This is a genomic window from Skermanella pratensis (assembly GCF_008843145.1).
GTDB lineage: Bacteria > Pseudomonadota > Alphaproteobacteria > Azospirillales > Azospirillaceae > Skermanella > Skermanella pratensis.
This window is the reverse complement of record NZ_CP030265.1, coordinates 5393312-5411231: the sequence shown is the minus strand read 5'-3', so window position 1 is coordinate 5411231 and position 17920 is coordinate 5393312. Positions and strand designations below refer to the sequence as shown.

The following is a 17920-nucleotide window of genomic DNA, read 5'->3' as shown; positions in this document are numbered from 1 at the left end:
ATCTGCGTTCATCTGTGGCCAAACCCCCTCTCAACCCCCCACCGCCCCCGCCTCCGTCATCCGCCGGATCTCCTCCTCGCTGAACCCGTGCTCCGCCAGCACCTCCGCCGTATGCTCCCCGAACCGGGGCGCCGGCCCGAAGACCCCGCCCGGCGTGTCGGACAGCTTGATCGGCAGCCCCAGCGCCTTGACCGCCCCAGCGACCGGGTGGTCCACCTCGACCACCATTTCCCGCGCCACCGTCTGCGGGTCCGCGTGCATCTCGGCGATCGACAGCACCGGCCCGGCCGGCACTCCGGCGGCGTTCAGGCGCTCCAGCCACTCCGCCGTCGTCCGCCGGCGAAAATGGACGGTCAGCGCCTCCACCAGATCGTCCAGGTTGTTCATCCGCCGCCGGTTGTCGGCGAACCGCGGATCGTCCAGCAGCTCCCGCGCCTCCAGCACGTCGACCAGCTTCAGCCAGTTGGTCTGGTTCGCGGCCCCCACGTTGATCCAGCCGTCCGCCGTCTCGAACGCCTGGTACGGGGCGTTCAGCGGATGGGCCGACCCCATCGGCCCGGGCGAGACGCCGGTCGCGAAGCAGATCGCCGACTGCCAGTATGTGTGGACGATCCCCGCCTCGAACAGCGAGGTATCGACCAGCTGCCCCCTGCCTGTCGTCTGCCGCGCCACGACCGCGCTGACCACCCCCAGCGCCGCCAGGATACCCGCGGTGATGTCCGTCAAGGGCGCCCCCACCTTCACCGGCGGCCGCCCCGGCGCCTCGCCGGTGATGCTCATGATCCCGCTCATGCCCTGGGCGATCAGGTCGAAGCCGCCGCGGTCGGCATAGGGTCCCGTCCGCCCGAAGCCCGACACCGCGCAGTAGATCAGCCGCGGATTCCGCTCCAGCAGGCTCTCGTACCCCAGCCCCAGCCGGTCCATCGTGTCCTGCCGGTAGTTCTCGATCACCACGTCGGCGTCCATCAGCAGCCGCTCCAGCGCGGCCTTGCCCTCCGCCTTCTTCAGGTCGATGGCGATGCCGCGCTTGTTGCGGTTCATCATCATGAAGGCGGCGGACTCGCCCTCGATGTCCGGCGGCAGGAACCGGCGGCTGTCGTCGCCGCCGGGAATCTTCTCCACCTTGACCACGTCGGCCCCCAGGTCCGCCAGGAACAGCCCGCACACCGGGCCGGCCATGATGTGGGCGAGTTCGACGACCTTGAGCCCCTTCAGCGGCCCCTTCCGATCAGCAAGCATCGATCAGCGTCCCTTGAAGTCGGGCTTCACCTTGTCGAGGAAGGCGCGGTATCCGATACGGAAATCCTCCGTGTCGTAGCACGCATAGCCCTCGTCCATCTCCGCCTCGCTCAGCGGCGAGCCCTCGGCCAGCCGCCGGGCGAACTTCTTGTGCCAGCGGGCGACCAGCGGCGCTCCCTCGGAAATCCGCCGGGCGGTCGCCATGGCTTCCTTGTCCACCTCGGCGTCGTCCACCACGCGGGTGACCAGGCCCTTGTCCTTCGCCTCGGCCGCCCCGAAGATCCGGCCTTCCAGCAGGATCTCCAGCGCGGTGGAGCGGCCGGCCAGGGCTATCAGCGCGTCCAGCTCGGCATAGCCCATCACCAGCCCCAGCTTGTTGATCGGCGCGCCGAACCGGCTCGACGTGCCGCAGATGCGGATGTCGCAGCTTCCCGCGATCTCCAGCCCGCCGCCGACGCAGATCCCCTTGATCAGCGCGACCGTCGGGTGCCGGCATGTCCGCATCGCGTCCAGCGTGCCGGCGATGATCTTGCCGTAAGCGCTGGCCTGTCCGGAGTTGGAGCGCTCGTTCTGGAATTCCGAGATGTCGTTGCCGGGGCTGAACGCCCTGTCTCCGGCGCCGCGCAGCACGATGCAGCGGACGGAATTGTCGTCCGACAGCCGTCGCATCACCTCGCCCAGGCGCTGCCACATGGCCTTGGTGAAGGCGTTCAGCTTGTCCGGCCGGTTCAGGGTGATGGTGACCACCGGGCCGTGGTGCTCGGTCAGGATCAGGTTTTCCACGCGGTTCCCCCTTGCTTGCTTATCGATAGAACAGCTCGACCAGACCCATGGGCACGATCGGCACATATGTGGACAGCAGCAGCACCGCCATCAGCACGCCGATGAAATAGATGTTCACCTTGCTGACGGCCCAGATGTCGGCCTTGGCGATCGAGCAGGCCGTCACCAGCACGCTCGCGACCGGCGGGGTCTGCTGGCCGATGCCCAGGTTCAGCGTCACGATGATGCCGAAATGCACCGGGTCGATGCCGACCAGGTTGACCAGCGGCATGACGATCGGCACGATCAGGATGATCGCCGCGGCCGAGTGCAGGAACAGGCCGGCCAGCAGGAAGATGACGTTCAGCAGCGCCAGCACGACATAGCGGTTGTTGGTGAAGTCGGCCACCGCCTGGGCAAGCTGCTGCGGCACCTGCTGTTCGGTCAGGTAGGTGCCCATCAGGGCCGAGGTGGCGACCAGAAGCATCACGACGGCGGTCTGGATGCCGCCTTCCAGGATCGCGTCGTACAGGTGCGCCAGGTCCAGCTCGCGGTACACCACGGTGCCCAGGAACAGGGCCGCCACCACCGCCAGGGCCGCCCCTTCCGTCGCGGTGAACCAGCCGCCGAAGATGCCGCCCAGGATGATGAGCGGCATGGTGAAGGCCCAGACCGCCTCGCGGAAGGTCTCCTTCACCCGGCTGACCCGGAACATCTCTTCCACCGGGTAGTTGCGCCGGACCGCGAACCAGTAGGACAGCCCCATCAGCCCGGCCGCCCCCAGCAGGCCCGGCACGATGCCGGCCACGAAGAGCTGCACCACCGAACTGCCCGACATCACCGCATAGAGGATCATCGGGATCGACGGAGGGATGATCACCGCCAGCGTCGCCGCGGAGGAGGTGATGGCGGCGGCGAAGGTGGCGGGGTAGCCGCGCTTCTTCATGGCCGGGATCAGGATCGACCCGATCGCCGCCACGTCGGCCACCGCCGAGCCCGAGATTTCCGCGAAGAACAGCGAGGTCGCCACGTTGACCATGGCGAGCCCGCCGCGCACGAACCCGACCAGCGCCGAGGCGAAGGCGATCAGCCGGCGCGAGATGCCGGCCGAGTTCATGATGGCGCCCGCGAAGATGAACAGCGGGATCGCCAGCAGCGGGAAGCTGGTGGCGCCGTCGTACAGCACCATCGCCATGTTGGGCAGCGTCGCCGTTCCCGACGACAGCAGCATCGCGACCACCGACACGACTCCCAGCGCCACCGCGATCGGCACGTTGATCAGGACCAGGCCGAACAGCCCGGCCGCCATGTAGAGCAGGGTCATCGCTCGGCTCCCCGGGCATCTTTCAGCAGGTCGGGCTTCAGCAGTTCGGGCGGGATCTCGGGATCGTGGATCGGGCCGTGCCCGCGGGCCTCGCGCAGGATCTCCGGCAGGTTCATCAGCTCGGCGATGATGAACAGCACGGCTCCGATCGGGATCACCGACTGGGTGAACCACACCGGCACCCACGGCAGGCTGACCAGCGTCAGTCCTTCCAGGTAGCCCAGCACCTCGATGCCGACCCAGGCCAGCAGCACGAAGAAGCCGATCACGATGACCTCGGCCAGGATCACGAAAGGCAGCCGCAGCGCCGGCGGCATGGCGGCGATCAGGCCGGGAAAGCCGATATGGGACCGCTTCAGCGCCGCCAGCGCCGACCCGTAATAGGTCAGCCAGGCCAGCATGATCGAGGCGACCTCGTCATACCAGACCAGCGAGGCGCCCAGCTTGCGGAACACCACCGCCCCGAACACGACCGCCGTCATGCCGACCAGCAGCACGATCACGATCGCGGCGAGGAAACGTTCGAAACCCGTGCGCATCAGCGCCAGGGATGATGTCGAGTTCGCCATATCCGGGATCGAGCCCCTGTTACGAGGATTTGCCGAGTTCGACGGCCTTCTCGACCATGGTCTTGGCGGCCGGGACCTCTTCGGAGAACTCGCGGTAGATCGGCTCGCTCGCCTTGACGAAGGCGTCCTTGTCCACCTCGTTCACCTGCATGCCCTCGTCGCGCAGCTTGGTTTCCAGTTCCTCGTCCATGCGCGCCGCCGTCTCGTAGACGAAGGCCTGGGTTTCCTGCGCCGTTTCCTCCAGTGTCTGCCGAACGTCGGCCGGCAGGCTGGCCCATTTGCGGCTGCCCACGGTCACATATGCTGGGGTATAGACGTGCCCGGTCATGGACAGGAACTTCTGGACCTCCTGGAGCTTGGAGCTGTGGATCTGCGTCAGCGGGTTCTCCTGCCCGTCCATCACGCCGGTCTGCAACGCGACGAACAGCTCGGAAAAGGCCATCGGGCTGGGGTTGGCACCATAGCTCTGGAACATCCGGACCCGCCACTTGCCGCCCGGCACGCGCAGCTTGATGCCCTTCAGGTCCTCGGGTTTCTCGATCGGGCGTGTGTTGGTGGTGACGTGGCGGAACCCGTTCTCCCACAGGCCGACGATCTTGTAGCCCTGCTGCTCCGCCGCCGGCGCCAGCGAAGGCCAGAACACGTCGTCTGCGATCCGCTTCATGTGCTCCCGGTCCTTGACCAGGTAGGGCATCTCGAACAGTCCGAAGACATCCGACACGGTGGACATCACGGTGGAGGGCAGGGCGAAGTCGATGGTGCCCAGACGCAGCTTCTGCATCATCTGCTCGTCGGTGCCGAGCTGGCTGGAGCCGAACACGACCACCTTGGCCTTGTCGCCCAGCTTCTCGTTGGCCCGCCTGGCGAACTCGTTGGCCGACTGGTCGAACAGCGACCCCGGCGCCCCGACATGGCCGAACTTCAACTCCGTCTGTGCGGCGGCCGGCAGCGAAAACACCCCTCCGGCCAGCAGCATGCCGACCAGCGGCCCCAATGCGTTCAGGACAATGCGCTTCATGGATTTTCCCTCCCCTTCTGCGTGCCGGCTCTCGGGGACGCTTGTTCCGTCCCGGGCCATTGGCTTGACGACGGCGCTTTGCGCCGAATTCGTAATTTTGCATTATGCATGAAAAGGGCAGTCCGACAACCCGGAGCTTTCCGCCACTGCCGGCCCTTCCCTTCGGCCCGTGTTCATCCCGGGGAACTCATGTTAGTGGCTCGGCACAGTGTTCTTGATTGATTTGTCGTAGGTCGGCCTCGGCCGAAGGCCGACGCCGACAGCGTGGCCGGAGCGTCGATGCAGGGTGTCGGCGTTCGCCCTGACGGGCGAGGCCGACCTGCCGCACTCCGCTCCGCCGAACGTCATCAAAAACACTGTGCAGGAACCTATGAACGGATCGGGCTCACAGTGACCAGCGGCAAACCGGGTGGAGCACAAAGCCTAACCGGCGACGTCCAGGGACTTGACCGCAGTTGCTGACTCCAACGACGAGGATGCCGACTACGTGACGTGGAAGCAGCAGAAGATCGAAGAGGCGCTCCGATATGCCGACCGACATCCAGGCGATCTCGTGCCCATATCCGGCATGTATGGAAAGTCGGGTTTTCGCGCATTGCGGACCAAGTGTCCAGTACCTTTACCTGATCTCCACATATGCTGTGAAGAGGGTTCCGGCCACTGGAAATCACTTATCGACAGGTGTGCGCCGTCTTCAGCCGGGCGGTGGCAGCACGACTTCTTTCGGCTCGCTGAACGTAATATCTTTGATCCTGCTGTACTCGATTTTTATCGCCGGGTCCCAGGCGAAACCCGACCCATCGTCGTCGCGGATCGTCAGCGGACGGAAACTGATGCTCTCCAACTCGCCGGGTTGTCGCTGGCACCGGTGCAGATCCGTTCTCCAATCGTCCAAGGTGGCGAGGTGGATTACAACGTCCTCGTCGGCGCTAGCGGTTCGGGTGAGCTTCCAGAGTTGATCACGTCGGTATGGATAGTTGCAGACGAGATTTTCCTGCCAGTCGACATACCCGAAATGAAGCGCTCCATCCGTAGTCTCCACGACGTCGAATCGAAATGCCAACGCCTTGACTGCGTTGAGGCGACCGCCATTGGCAATCTTGCCTTCCAATCCCGGCATGTAATCGGACGAAATCATTATGCGCCTTTTGGTGCGTTCGACGCTGTCGATAGGACCGAGAAGATGCGCTGCTACGAAGCTGACGATAGGGGCCGCCATCGACGTTCCGGACAGATGAGCCGTCGATACCTTCTGTTGGTTGGAATCCCAGGTCAGAACCGGCACCTTGCACCCGGGCGCCGCAATATCAACATAGGTCTCTCCGAAGTGGGAAAATTTCGCTAGTTTTCCGCTTGGCTCGATGGCCGCGACCGTCATGACGTTCGCTATCCAAGGACCGCCGAGAACCGCTGGAATTACTTTGGACTGCTTGATGTCCGCACCTCCGGCCTTGTCCTGGCTGTTCCCAGCCGCGACTATGTAAAGAACCCTGTCCCTGTTGTTTTTGATGCTGTCCTGTATGCGAACACCGGAGATTCCCAGTATTTTCAAGCTCAAGTTCACAACCTTGAACTCATCCTTCCAGCCGTCCCTGCTCACCGCCTTCTCGATGATCGGCACCTGAGCTCCGATCTTGCCCTCTTTCAACTCATAAGCATTGGCCGGCATCACGTATCGGTAGCGGAAGAACGGCTCCAGCGACTTGCGGCTCAGCAGGCCGACCCCTCCAAGGGCAAGACTCACAACGTTCATTCCATGGAAGGCGTCGTGGCCTTCCTTGTGATACGGAATTCCCTTTTCGGATATCCTGTCGCTGGTGAAGTCCATCACGTGCAGCCAATCCTCAAGATACATCAGATCCGGATGATTGAGCCTCAGTTGAAGCGCATCCCTGTTCTGTAGCAGAAGCTTGGCCCGCAGGGGCGGAGTGTTCGCTTGTCTGGACGGGAATCCGGTATCGATCACCAGAACCTTCGCGGGATCCGTTCGACCGCCCTCCTGACGGACGATGGCTTCGTTCAACGTCATAACCCGTTCCAAGGCTTCCAATGGGAGCGGCCAGTCAGCTTCCGACATCCCGTCCGGAAGCGATGCATCGCAATCCACGTCATTGGACGCGATGGCGAAGACGGGTTCCCCCGCGGCCACAACGAGGCTCTCTCTGCTGATGTTGGCACCCATTTCCGGCACGGCGTTGATGATCCGGGCCGTGTCCGCCTGGGGTGGCAGGGGCACGCTGAATTGGCGGTTGCTGGGGGCCGCCGGTCGGCTGACCGTCGCTTCACGCGGCAGCGTCGAAAAACTCTCTACATCGGTATTGAGCAACCGGATGTCTTGTTCCAGCACGCGGGTCTTCAATCCTTGGATGGCGCTGGCCAAAGACTGGGGAACCGCGGGGGCCAGTGCTGCCGAGACGCTTTCGGGACCGGACAGGGGTACAGACCCGCTTCGGGCGATATCGAACACCCGTTGGTATGATGCTCGAACGGCGGGGTCTGCTAATCGGCTTTCGGTGACCGTGTTGAGGGCCGACGCGCCGATCTCTCCGCCGAACTGGATGGATGCCGCATAGTCGCGTCCCAGCGGGCCGCTTTGCAGCTTGCCCAGATCTGGCCGGCGAAAATCGAAGAAATCGCATGAGTCCGGCCCTCCTTCCGATGCGGGGAGCGAGGAGGATCGGCAATCCTGCCAAAGGGGTCCTTTTGGTGTAACTGGAACGTCGGTGACCTGCTCATCGGCGAAGATACACTCGGGAAAGACGACCGTGCCGTCATCCGGCATCCGGAATGGCTGCTCCGCGTGCGACTGCAGTGCCGGATTGGCGGCTACGAAAGCCGCGAGATAGGCGCCCGTGGCATTCACCTTGCCGCACCGGGCCGTGATCTCCGCCAGAAGATCGGCATTCCGGGGGAGTTCCGCCTTCTTGCCTGCGCCTACCTTGGCGACGAAGAGCACCAACTCATCCGTGATTTCCCGGGCTTTGAACGATAGGACCACCGGTGCGTCTGGAAGGAGCGGATCGGGCTTCTCTTCTGCGGCTTTTGCTCCCTGATTGCTTGCATGAATGAGCGCGAGAACCAGGACCGCCCGTAATAATTTGCCCATGAAAGGGATGGTCGGGTGATCAATTCTTGCATCGTTGCGCATCGGGATGCACTCCGCAAATCTTCAAACCATGCCGGGTCGCGTACTCGTTGATGAACTTCACGATGCCGGGGGTATTGATCGGCGCAAGGTAGGAGATCAGTGTCGCTGGGTCCCATGCGGAATTGATTGCAACGAAATAGCGTTTGCCTTTCGGTTGTGACATGTCCTGCAACGCATAGGCACCGCCGCCGCTGTCCCCAGGGCAAATGGTCACTCCCTCGCGAGTCAAGTGATGTTTCCCATCCTCCTTGGAGATCTCAAAAAGCCTTGAGAGCCCGCCATAGAGGGTGCCGCCAAATCTTTTATCGACGGCACGGCAGCCGAAGCCAGCAAGGAACAGTTTAGTATCCTTCTTTACGCGGGTACCTGAAAGGTCGACATTCTCGAAGCGAAAATTGGCGCTGAACGGCTTGTTGTCTTTAGTTCGGCAAATAGCAACATCGCCAGCGATTTTGCCATCATATCCAGAAAAATGCTCGCAAACGACAGTGGAGGTCTTCAGATCCAGCTTGACCTGAGCTTCACTGCCTTGGCCTATACGATGCGCGGCTGTCAATAATACTTTGTCACCGACGATGGTGCTGGTGCAGGTGTATGTTTCTCCATCTTGTTTGCTAAAGTAATGTTTTAGAGTTGCCTCCCAATCTTCTCTCTGCAGTTTTTCACTGCCGGGGCCTAGAATTTGAGTATCTGCTGCAGTTCCCAGGGTCGGGGGTTCCATGATCACGGGGGGTGTCGAATCTTGCGCCAGTGCGGGGAGAATGGTGCCTCCGTTCAGTGTTGTCGAAACTATAAAAATAGAAAAAACTAATTTAAACATGGCGCAGGACCTTTCTGGTTTGAGAAGTGGCAGATGCTTTCGCAAGATTCAACATGTCAGGGGAGTAAACATAGAAAAACTGACAATTTACTATTTATTTCAGGTACGGTGTGTAAATTCTTAGAGTCTATTCAATAGCGCACGCTGCAAGCGCAGTTGCAAGAGCTTTTCTTCTTTCCTCCTCGCTTGGCCCTCCTGCGGCCGCCTCCGGACCAGCCTTCGCTATTCCAGCAGTTGCGCTGATGTTGTTCAGTACTGTCTTGAAATCCAAGGTCGCTGTGCTGTCTATCCAACTTGTTATCAGATTGTTTTCGATCGCGCTGACCGCATCCCGGAGAAGTTCAGCTGCGACAGGGTCGGGGACTCTAGCATCGATAGAGCCCTGCGCGGTCTCTACCTTGTCGGAGGCGCAACCGAGGCGGCGGTTTGCTCGAAGGAGCAGTGCCTGCTTTTGCGCGGGAGAGCCCGTAGAATTCAAGACTTGAGCGCTACCGGCAACGATGCCTGCTCCGGCGATCAGATCAATATGAGCGCCGTATACCAATCCAGTTGCAGCCACCACACCGGCCAGGAAGGTCGTCAAGTTATAGAATGCGCGTTCGTTCTGTAAGCTCTTGAGATCCGAAATGTGCAAGTCGACGAGCTTGTTTATCCGACAGAATTGTCCATTGAGTTCATGGGTGATTAAGAGCGCCTAACAAAACCATTTTTCGACGAAGCGGAAGGTGATGAGAGCGGCGGCGAAGTTATGGAAGGCTTGAAAGATGTCGGCCCGACGTTCGTAGCGGACGACGATCCGCCGGAAGCGGGCGAACCATGCCAGGGTGCGCTCGACTTTCCAGCGGTGGCGGCCGAGCCGTTCGCTGTTTTCGATGCCGCGGCGCGCGATGCGGGGAATGATGGCGCGCCGGCGCAGAGCGCGCCGGCAGCGGGCGAAATCATAGCCCTTGTCGGCATGCAGTTTGGCGGGCCGGCGGCGGGGCCGGCCGGCGCACTGGCGAATGGCCGGGGTTGGCGTCGACCGTGGCTTCCAGCATCCGGCTGTCGTGGACGTTGGCGGCCGACAGGGTCACGGCCAGCGGGATGCCGTTGGCGTCGATGACGACATGGCGCTTGGAGCCCGGCTTGCCCCGGTCGGTCGGGTTCGGCCCGGTCTCAAGGCCCCCCTTTTTGCCGGAACGCTGGCGCTGTCCAGCGCCGCCCGGCTCCAATCAATCGCATTGGCCATGCCCAACCGGTCCAGAAGGACATGGTGCAGTCTCTCCCACACCCCGGCGGCCTGCCAGTCGCGCAGACGTCGCCAGCAGGTCATGCCCGAGCCGCAGCCCATCTCTCGGGGCAGCATTTCCCACGGGATGCCGCTTCTCAGAACGAACAGGATACCGGTCAGCGCCGCCCGATCATCGACCGGCGGCCGACCACCTTTGGGACGGGGCGGGCGCGCCGGAAGCAACGGCGCCACGACCGCCCATAGCTCATCGCTAACAAGGGGTTTCGCCATGCCCCTCAGATAGGCAGCGGCCCACCTTGATCAAGGTTTTGTTAGGCGCTCTAAACATGGTTCTGCGCTCTCGCTCAATCTCACCGTAGTTGGAAGCTCGACCGTACTGCATGCTGACAAAGAAAGGGCAATTACTCCTGTCATGACAAGGCGCTGCTTGGTCATGTGCCGCTCCGGTTGCTTATGAGTCAGAGTGAAAGCTATAACTAACTTGGAAACTATAATTGAACTATACTGTAAACCGATATTGAGGAATGATCAAGCTCCATAAATTGCTTAGATGGCGAATGATTAAAAAGGGTATGCTAGCCCATCTTTTCCGAAATAATGTCCTCTAAGCCAAAATGGAAAATGAAAATAAGGTTCGTTCAAACTAATTGGTATGTAATATAATAAAACTGTCGTGAATCTCGCTGGCGTGCTGATAATGATAGAAAGTACCAATTCATCAATATGTGCTTATCTGACTTCATCTGTGGGCAAATCTTTTGTCCTTCCAAGCGCCAGCTTCCAGAAACTTCTGCGACTGGAATCCGGGGTCGACTGGATGTGACGACTCACAACATTGACACCCGTGACCATCCTTCTGCGCAAAATCTACCCGAAAGTGATTGCGTCGACACGATTACATGAACCGGAAACCGCTGTATCCGGCCGATTACCCCCTTGCGACGTATTTTCGCAAAAACCCTTGACCCGATCATGGTATCGGTCTAATTGTGTCGCACTTCGATGCCGAGGCCACTTAATGGGGTCGTGCCGCCAAGGCGGACTGCGTCGGAGATCAAACTATCAAAGGGGGCTTTCGGCCCCCTTTGGCATGTCCGGGGCAGTGCAAACCCGGATGCAGAATGCTGTTCCAGGAAATGAATCCTTTATCTGTTCGCGCTAAGCTTCGATCCGCACCCCGGTGCCGGATCTTCGAAACGTGAATACGAACGTCACCCTGGAGCTGGACCGGGGCCGGCCGCCATCATGACATTTGCTGACATGCCAGGGGGGAGGGATGTAAACATTCCGCCTTTCCGCAAGCGCCATGACCACGTTTGATGACATTCCCCCCGGGGGTGTGTCGTCATCCGCCCACCACCCCATCCGGGGTCAGCAGCATGTTCGCCAGCACCCGCTCGTCGTTCTCCATCCGCCAGGACAGCAGCGCCTGGGCATGGTCGCGGACCAGGGCCGCATGGGCGGGATCGTCGGCCAGGTTCCGGAACTGCCCGGGGTCGGCGTCGAGGTCGAAGAACAGCGGCGGCAGGCCGGCGAAGTGGACATACTTGTAGCGCTCGCCGCGCAGAACGTTGAGCACGCACTGGCCGGGACGCAGCCCCAGCGCCCGCTCCGCTTCGCCTCGGGCCACGTCGCGGAAGTCGAACTCCCAGTGGGCATGGCGGCGCCAATCCTCCGGAACGGGCGATCCGCCCAGCAGCGGCAGCAGCGAGCGGCCGTCGCACTGGGCCGGCGGGGTGCCGCCCAGCCACTCCAGGATCGTCGGCATCAGGTCCACATGCTCGGTGAAGGCGTCCACCGTCACGCCGCCGGACCGATCCGGGTCCCGAACGATCAGCGGCACATGGTAGGCCTCGTCGAAATAGCCGGCCTTGCCCAGCATCCAGTGGTCGCCCAGCATCTCGCCGTGGTCGGACGTGACGATCACCAGAGTGTCGTCCAGCGCGCCGGTCTCCCTCAGCAGTGCCATGATCCGGCCGACCTGGGCGTCGAACTCGGCGACCAGCCCGTAATAGGTCGCGCGCAGCCGGGCCAGGGTGCCGGCATCCAAGATGCGCGGGTCCAGGTCCGCTCCCTCCACCCAGCAATCGGTCCGCTGGCGGGCGAGTTGCCAGGCCAGCCAGGGATGCCCATCCGACTCCGTCCGCCAGTCCGGGGGGCGCACCGCCGGCGGCGTCGCGGCGGGATCGATCAGGCGGTGGTAGGGATCGGGCGCGACCCAGGGCGGGTGCGGCCGGATGAAGGCGGCCAGGGCGAACCAGGGCTGACGGCCGCGTCCCTCCAGCCAGGTGGCCACGCGGTCGGCGAGGAAGGCGGTGTCGCTGTCCTCCGCCCGGTAGACTGCCGGTCCGAAGGGCTCGGCCGTGCGGTAAATCCCGCGGGCATGCTCCGGCATCGGATAGCCTTTGGCCCGCAGGTGTTCCGCCCACGGTTCGATCGATTCGGTCAGCTGGCAGACCGGATCGAAGCCCGGCATCACGCCTTCGTAGCTGCGGAGCGCCGGATCGGCCGGATCGTGCCGGCGCGGGTCGGGCGAGGTGTCGGTATAGCCGAACAGGGCCGGGGCATGGCCGAGTCGGCGCGCCTCCAGCGCCAGGTTGGTGTGCCGGGCGTCCAGCGGGGTGCCGTTGGCGACGGACCGGTGGTTCTGGAGATACATTCCCGTCAGCAGGGAGGCGCGCGCCGGCCCGCAGGGGCTCGCCTGCCCGAAATGACGGCGGAACAGCGTGCCCTCGGCGGCGAGGGCGTCCAGGTGCGGCGTGCGCACGCAAGCATGGCCCAGCGCCGACAGGCAGTCGCCGCGCCACTGGTCGGCCAGGATCAACAGCACGTTGCGCAGGCGGGAGGGGCGGGTGTTCATCGCCACGGCTCGGAACGGTGAAGGGGCAGGGATGGGTGAAAGCGATTGATATGATTGCCTTTCACGGCCTTGCACGCCAGGGCCGAGCCATGACACATTGATGAAAATTTTCTAAACCGCGGCGTCTGAAATTGCCGCTCGGCTTGGGCCTGCTGCATAGTCCGCCGGCCACGGAACCGTTCTGGGAGAACAAGAGACATGACTGACTCAGCGGAAAAACTGTCCAGCCAGGCGACGCAGCGTGCCGCCAGGGCTTTCACCCGCCGGACCCTGCTCAAGGGCGCCGCCGCCGCGGGCGCCCTGTCCGCGGCCGGCCCCTTCATCGTGCGCAATGCCCGCGCCGCCTCGGGCGAGGTCAAGCTGTTCGCCTGGTCCGGCTATATCTCTCCCGAGATGATCGCCGACTTCGAGAAGAAGACCGGCATCAAGGCGGTGCTGACCGAGTACGGCACCAACGACGAGCTGCTGAACCAGCTCCGCGCGTCGGGCGGGGCCGGCTTCGACGTGATCATGCCGACCGTCGACCGCGTCCCGAACTATGTGGAGTACGAGCTGGTCCAGCCGCTGGACGAGTCCAAGGTCAATTTCGACGGCTGCATCGATTCGGCGGTCAAGGGGTCCGCCGGCATGGGCGGCGTGGTCGGCGGCAAGCGCTACCTGGCGCCCAGCGACTGGGGCACCGAGGCGATCGCCTTCGACAACACCGTCGCCAAGCTCCAGTACGGCCAAGCCAGCTACGGCGACCTGTGGAAGCCGGAATACAAGGGCCAGGTCACCGTGCGCGGCCATTCCAGCCTGATCGGCATCGCGCTGTGGCTGGAATCCCAGGGCAAGCTGCCCCATCCGGTGCGCGAGCAGTTCACCCAGGAGGACAAGGCGCGGGCCAACTTCGACGCGATCATCAAGGTCGCGACCGAGAACAAGCCGTCGGTCGGCCAGTTCTGGTCCAACGAGAACGAGGCCCAGGGCGCCTTCCGCACCAACGGCTGCGTGATCGGCCAGACCTGGGACAGTTCCGCGGCCACGCTCCGCAAGGAGAACCTGCCGATCCGCTTCGTGGCACCCAAGGAAGGGGCGCTCGCCTGGATGGAAGGCTTCTGCATCACCAAGGGGGCGCAGAACCTGGCGCAGGCCTACGAGTGGATCAACTGGTACTACACGCCCCAGGCCGGCGCGCTCTATTCCAACCATACCAGCATCAACACGACGGCCAAAGGCGCCGAGCAGTATCTCAGCGACTTCAACAAGCAGTTCTTCGCCGACGCCTATCCGGGTGACGCCCTGGACAAGCTTTGGTGGTGGCCGATCCAGGAGGCGTGGTACGTCTCCATCCGCAACGAGTACCAGGACCGCTTCCTGGCGGCGTAAGGAACGGAGGGGAGCCGGGGCCTGATCCGCTTTCAGGCCCCGGCTTCCCGGCTACGGGGAACCATGAGCCAGGATATCGAACTCGATCACGTCACCATGCGCTTCGGCGCGCTGACGGCGGTCTCCGACGTGCACCTGACCATTCCGGCAGGGGAATTCTTCAGCTTCCTGGGGCCTTCGGGCTGCGGCAAGACCACCATCCTGCGGATGATCTCCGGCTTCATGGAGCCGACGTCGGGGGCCATCCGGATCGGCGGCCGGGACATGGCCGGCATCGGCCCGAACAAGCGGCCGACCGCCCTGATCTTCCAGAACCTGGCGCTGTTCCCGCTGATGACGGTGGCGGAGAATATCGGCTTCGGCCTGGAGGTGCGGGGCGTCGCCTCGGCCGACCGCCGGCGCCGCGTTCAGCAACTGCTCGACCTCGTGGCCCTGCCGGACACCGCGGACAAGAAGGTGACCGAACTGTCCGGCGGCCAGCGCCAGCGCATCGCCATCGCCCGGGCGCTCGCGGTGGAGCCGGCGGTGCTGCTTCTGGACGAGCCGCTGTCCGCCCTGGACCTCAAGCTGCGTCAGCACATGCGTTCGGAACTGCGCGAGATCCAGAAGCGGACCGGCGTCACCTTCATCTACATCACCCACGACCAGGGGGAGGCGCTGACCATGTCCGACCGGATCGGCGTGATGTCGCGCGGCGTGCTCCAGCAGGTCGGCGACGGGCGGACCATCTACGACGATCCGGCCAGCGCCTTCGTCGCCAGCTTCGTGGGGGAGAGCAACCGCTTCACCGGGCGGGTCATGGCGGCGGCCGGCGGCCGGGCCGCCATCGAGACCCCGGCCGGCAAGCTGATCGGGCGCAACCCGCGCGACCTGCGCGAGGGCGACCAGGCCATCCTGTTCGTCCGGCCCGAACGGGTCCGCGCCGACGACGGCACGGCGGAGAACAACCTGATCCGCACGCGGGTCAGCCATCAGGACTTCGAGGGCGCCTTCGTCAACATCTTCCTGGAGCCGGTGCAGGAACGCCCGATCCTGTTCCAGACCGCCAATACCGGGGGCAACAACCACGCGTGGCGGCCCGGGGCGGAGGCGGCGGTCAGCTTCCGGCCCGAGGACGCCGTCGTCCTGCCGCCGTCCGACGACGCCCCATGAGGAGACCGCCCTTGAGGAATCCGGCATGACCGAGGTGCTGCGCCGCTACGGCCCGGTGCTGACCGCGATCATCGTCGCGCTGTGCGCCTTCTGGGTGGTCATGCTGGTCGTGCTGCCCCAGATCCTGATGATCGACTTCTCGTTGCGGCCAAGCCTGCCGCCGTCCCGCGTCGGCGGACCGGACGACGTCTATACCGTCCAAAACTACGTTACGTTGTGGAACAACGCGATTCACCGGAGCATCTTCCTCCAGACCATCTGGGCCAGCGCCCTGGTGACGGCGCTGACCTTCGCGGTATGCTACCCCGTGGCCTATTTCATGGCCCAGGTGGCCCGGCCCCGGACGCTGCCGCTGCTGGTCCTGCTGCTGGTCATCCCGTTCTGGATCAACGAACTGCTGCGCACCTTCGCCTGGTACATCATCCTGGCGTTCAACGGGCCCTTGAACCTGCTGCTGGTACATCTGGGGTTGATCGACCGGCCCATCCGCTTCCTGGGCAGCCCGGCCGGCGTGATCGTCGGCATGGTCTATGTCTATATCCTGTTCATGGTGTTCCCGCTCTACAACGCGATCGAATCCCTCGACCGCAACCAGATCGAGGCGGCGCGCGACCTGGGGAGCGGCTGGCTGCGCATCCATCGCCGCATCGTCATCCCGCACGCCAAGCCCGGCATCGCGGTCGGCTGCATCATGACCTTCATGCTGGCCGCCGGCAGCTACGCCGTGCCGGCCCTGCTCGGCGGCCCCAACAGCCGCTGGTTCACCGAGATCATCTACAACTGGTTCTTCGAGGGCGGAAACTGGAACCAGGGCGCCGCCTACGCCTTCATCCTGCTGGTCCTGTGCGTGGGCTTCATCCTGCTGATGATGCGGCTCTTCAAGGTCGGCCTGACCGATGTCGCCAAATAGCCCTCACGGTCGGCAGCTGGCGTCCTCGACGCCTTCGGCGGCGGAGTTCAGCAGGTCGTCGACCTGATTCACCGACCGGGGCGTGAACATCCGGCCGCCCGACGGGGCGACGATGCAGCTTCGCTCGCCGGACCCGAACACGTCCAGCAGGTTCACCTTGACCCCCGGCAGGTTCCGGGCGAGCTGGCGGGCGGTGGCGCAGGGATCCTGACCGCAACTGTCCTCGCCGTCGGAGATCACGACGATCATGCCGGTGCCGCCGCCCTTGCGGATCAGTTCGCCGGCCTTGACCAGCCCGTCGGCCAGGGGGGTTTCGGGGATCAGCTCGGCATTCTGGATGATGGAACGCAGGCGCCCGCGCTGGCCGGGCGGGAAGACGCCGATGGTCTCGGCGGTCGGGCAGGTGCCCACGTTCACCAGGCCGACATCCACGGACGGGTCCAGCCCGTCGATCAGGCCGGTCATCGCGGAACGGGCGACGTCGATCCGCGAGACCCGCGACCGGGCCTGGAGCTGGGCAAGCTGGAACTGCGCGAAGATGTCGCCCCGGCTGATCCGTTCCACCAGGCTGTTGAGCTGGGCCGGATCGACGTCGGCCGGAAAGCCCATGCTGAGCGACACGTCGAACACCACGACCAGGTTCCGCCGGTCGCTCGGCTTGACGCCCTGCGGGCACTGGGGCAGCCGCGCCTCCGCCGGCGTCAATGGCGGCTCGGGAGGTTTCGCAGGCGGAACGACCGCGCGCGGCGGCTCCGGCGGGGGCGGTTCCGGTTCCGGAGGAGGCGGAGGCTCCGGTACGGGCTCGGGTGGGGGAGGGGGCGGCACCGGTTCCGGCACCGGTTCGGGCACCGGCGCCTCCGGCACGACCGGTGGCAGCGGTTCAGGTGCCGGAAGCGGCTCGGGCGTGCGGGTGGCCAGCCACCACCACAGCAAGGCCGCGAGCAGGGCCAGCAGAAGGGCGCCGAGCAGCAGCCTCAGCCAGGGAAATCCCCGGACGGGCGGCGGGACCACGGGGGCTACCGGCGGGACCACGGGTTCGGGGATCCGGCCGAAGGCGTTGACGCTGCCGGTGTTGCCGCGGAAGCCCCAGAAGGCCAGGGCGAATTGGTCGCCGACGACGTACAGGTGCTCGATTCCGGGGATCTCGGGTGCTGCCGCCAGGATCGGCGACATGTTGCCGAGGCGGGTGTTGATGCCGGAACGGCCAAGGTCCGACGCCAGCCGCTCCAGCGCCCCGCCCATCTCCAGCCGGGCGGGGTCCAGCCGGGCGCGCTCTTCGGCCTCCAGGTCGGTCCAGCGCCGCACCGTTCCTTCCTGGCCGGTCCACCAGACCACCTCGCCATCGGGCCTGACCTCCGGCCGGGAGAAGACGGCGGCGTAGCGCTGTCCCAGGTGCTGCCGCACGGTCTCGACCAGCCGCCCGTGGCTCTCGAACACGGGTTTGTTGAAAACGGCGAGACCCGTATGGTCCGACAGGCGGCCGCGTGCCAGGATCTGCTCGGTCACTCCTGGTTCCTCG

At 64.0% G+C, this 17920-nt stretch carries 13 protein-coding genes and 1 pseudogene; 3 read left to right on the top strand and 11 right to left on the bottom strand.

Going from position 1 to position 17920, the window contains the following annotated elements; translation table 11 throughout:
* Positions 1–30: 30 nt before the first annotated feature.
* The 10 genes and pseudogenes from DPR14_RS24865 to DPR14_RS24820 all read right to left on the bottom strand — a co-directional run bounded on the left by DPR14_RS24865 (position 31) and on the right by DPR14_RS24820 (position 12971).
* Positions 31–1239, bottom strand: coding sequence for a CaiB/BaiF CoA transferase family protein (locus tag DPR14_RS24865; RefSeq protein WP_158047543.1), 1209 nt, complete (start codon positions 1237–1239; stop codon positions 31–33).
* Positions 1240–1242: 3 nt separating this feature from the next.
* The gene (locus DPR14_RS24860; protein ID WP_246148564.1) at positions 1243–2022 is read right to left on the bottom strand and encodes an enoyl-CoA hydratase/isomerase family protein; all 780 of its coding nucleotides are present in this window, start codon (positions 2020–2022) and stop codon (positions 1243–1245) included.
* 19 nt (positions 2023–2041) lie between these two features.
* On the bottom strand, positions 2042–3325 hold the full coding sequence (locus DPR14_RS24855) for a TRAP transporter large permease (protein WP_158047541.1): 1284 nt from the start codon (positions 3323–3325) through the stop codon (positions 2042–2044).
* Complete coding sequence (locus DPR14_RS24850; RefSeq protein ID WP_211103868.1) at positions 3322–3894, bottom strand: TRAP transporter small permease; 573 nt, start codon at positions 3892–3894, stop codon at positions 3322–3324. The genes DPR14_RS24855 and DPR14_RS24850 overlap by 4 nt, the downstream gene beginning before the upstream one ends.
* Before the next feature lie 19 nt (positions 3895–3913).
* Positions 3914–4912 (bottom strand): TRAP transporter substrate-binding protein, encoded by a 999-nt coding sequence (locus DPR14_RS24845; RefSeq protein WP_158047540.1) that lies wholly within the window; start codon positions 4910–4912, stop codon positions 3914–3916.
* Between the two features lie 694 nt (positions 4913–5606).
* On the bottom strand, positions 5607–8060 hold the full coding sequence (locus tag DPR14_RS24840) for a S8 family serine peptidase (protein WP_158047539.1): 2454 nt from the start codon (positions 8058–8060) through the stop codon (positions 5607–5609).
* Positions 8038–8880 carry a trypsin-like serine protease gene (locus tag DPR14_RS24835; RefSeq protein ID WP_158047538.1) on the bottom strand — a complete coding sequence of 281 codons (843 nt, stop codon included), beginning with the start codon at positions 8878–8880 and terminating at the stop codon, positions 8038–8040. The genes DPR14_RS24840 and DPR14_RS24835 overlap by 23 nt, the downstream gene beginning before the upstream one ends.
* A gap of 127 nt (positions 8881–9007) precedes the next feature.
* A complete protein-coding gene (locus tag DPR14_RS24830; protein WP_192499152.1) occupies positions 9008–9514 on the bottom strand; it encodes a type 2 periplasmic-binding domain-containing protein in 507 nt (168 codons plus the stop codon).
* 60 nt (positions 9515–9574) lie between these two features.
* Positions 9575–10381 (bottom strand): annotated as a pseudogene (locus tag DPR14_RS24825) (IS5 family transposase).
* Between the two features lie 1075 nt (positions 10382–11456).
* A complete protein-coding gene (locus tag DPR14_RS24820; protein WP_158047536.1) occupies positions 11457–12971 on the bottom strand; it encodes an alkaline phosphatase family protein in 1515 nt (504 codons plus the stop codon).
* Positions 12972–13169: 198 nt separating this feature from the next.
* Between DPR14_RS24820 and DPR14_RS24815 the strand changes: the two genes are divergently transcribed.
* The 3 genes from DPR14_RS24815 to DPR14_RS24805 all read left to right on the top strand — a co-directional run bounded on the left by DPR14_RS24815 (position 13170) and on the right by DPR14_RS24805 (position 16401).
* Positions 13170–14339, top strand: coding sequence for an extracellular solute-binding protein (locus tag DPR14_RS24815; RefSeq protein WP_158047535.1), 1170 nt, complete (start codon positions 13170–13172; stop codon positions 14337–14339).
* Between the two features lie 63 nt (positions 14340–14402).
* A complete protein-coding gene (locus DPR14_RS24810; protein ID WP_158047534.1) occupies positions 14403–15491 on the top strand; it encodes an ABC transporter ATP-binding protein in 1089 nt (362 codons plus the stop codon).
* A 25-nt stretch (positions 15492–15516) separates the two neighbouring features.
* Entirely contained in the window at positions 15517–16401 is an 885-nt protein-coding gene (locus DPR14_RS24805) for an ABC transporter permease (RefSeq protein WP_158047533.1), read from the top strand.
* Between the two features lie 3 nt (positions 16402–16404).
* Here DPR14_RS24805 and DPR14_RS28795 read toward each other — a convergent pair whose 3' ends face one another.
* Complete coding sequence (locus tag DPR14_RS28795; protein ID WP_281352658.1) at positions 16405–17907, bottom strand: hypothetical protein; 1503 nt, start codon at positions 17905–17907, stop codon at positions 16405–16407.
* Positions 17908–17920 lie beyond the last annotated feature (13 nt).

What these genes read in the sequence shown, in the direction of transcription:
- DPR14_RS24805 (WP_158047533.1), top strand. Translation starts at nt 15,517, where the DNA reads ATGACCGAGGTGCTGCGCCGCTACGGCCCGGTGCTGACCGCGATCATC.
- DPR14_RS24855 (WP_158047541.1), bottom strand. Translation starts at nt 3,325, where the DNA reads ATGACCCTGCTCTACATGGCGGCCGGGCTGTTCGGCCTGGTCCTGATC.
- DPR14_RS24840 (WP_158047539.1), bottom strand. Translation starts at nt 8,060, where the DNA reads ATGCGCAACGATGCAAGAATTGATCACCCGACCATCCCTTTCATGGGC.
- DPR14_RS24845 (WP_158047540.1), bottom strand. Translation starts at nt 4,912, where the DNA reads ATGAAGCGCATTGTCCTGAACGCATTGGGGCCGCTGGTCGGCATGCTG.
- DPR14_RS24810 (WP_158047534.1), top strand. Translation starts at nt 14,403, where the DNA reads ATGAGCCAGGATATCGAACTCGATCACGTCACCATGCGCTTCGGCGCG.
- DPR14_RS24820 (WP_158047536.1), bottom strand. Translation starts at nt 12,971, where the DNA reads ATGAACACCCGCCCCTCCCGCCTGCGCAACGTGCTGTTGATCCTGGCC.
- DPR14_RS24850 (WP_211103868.1), bottom strand. Translation starts at nt 3,894, where the DNA reads ATGGCGAACTCGACATCATCCCTGGCGCTGATGCGCACGGGTTTCGAA.
- DPR14_RS24865 (WP_158047543.1), bottom strand. Translation starts at nt 1,239, where the DNA reads ATGCTTGCTGATCGGAAGGGGCCGCTGAAGGGGCTCAAGGTCGTCGAA.
- DPR14_RS24815 (WP_158047535.1), top strand. Translation starts at nt 13,170, where the DNA reads ATGACTGACTCAGCGGAAAAACTGTCCAGCCAGGCGACGCAGCGTGCC.
- DPR14_RS24835 (WP_158047538.1), bottom strand. Translation starts at nt 8,880, where the DNA reads ATGTTTAAATTAGTTTTTTCTATTTTTATAGTTTCGACAACACTGAAC.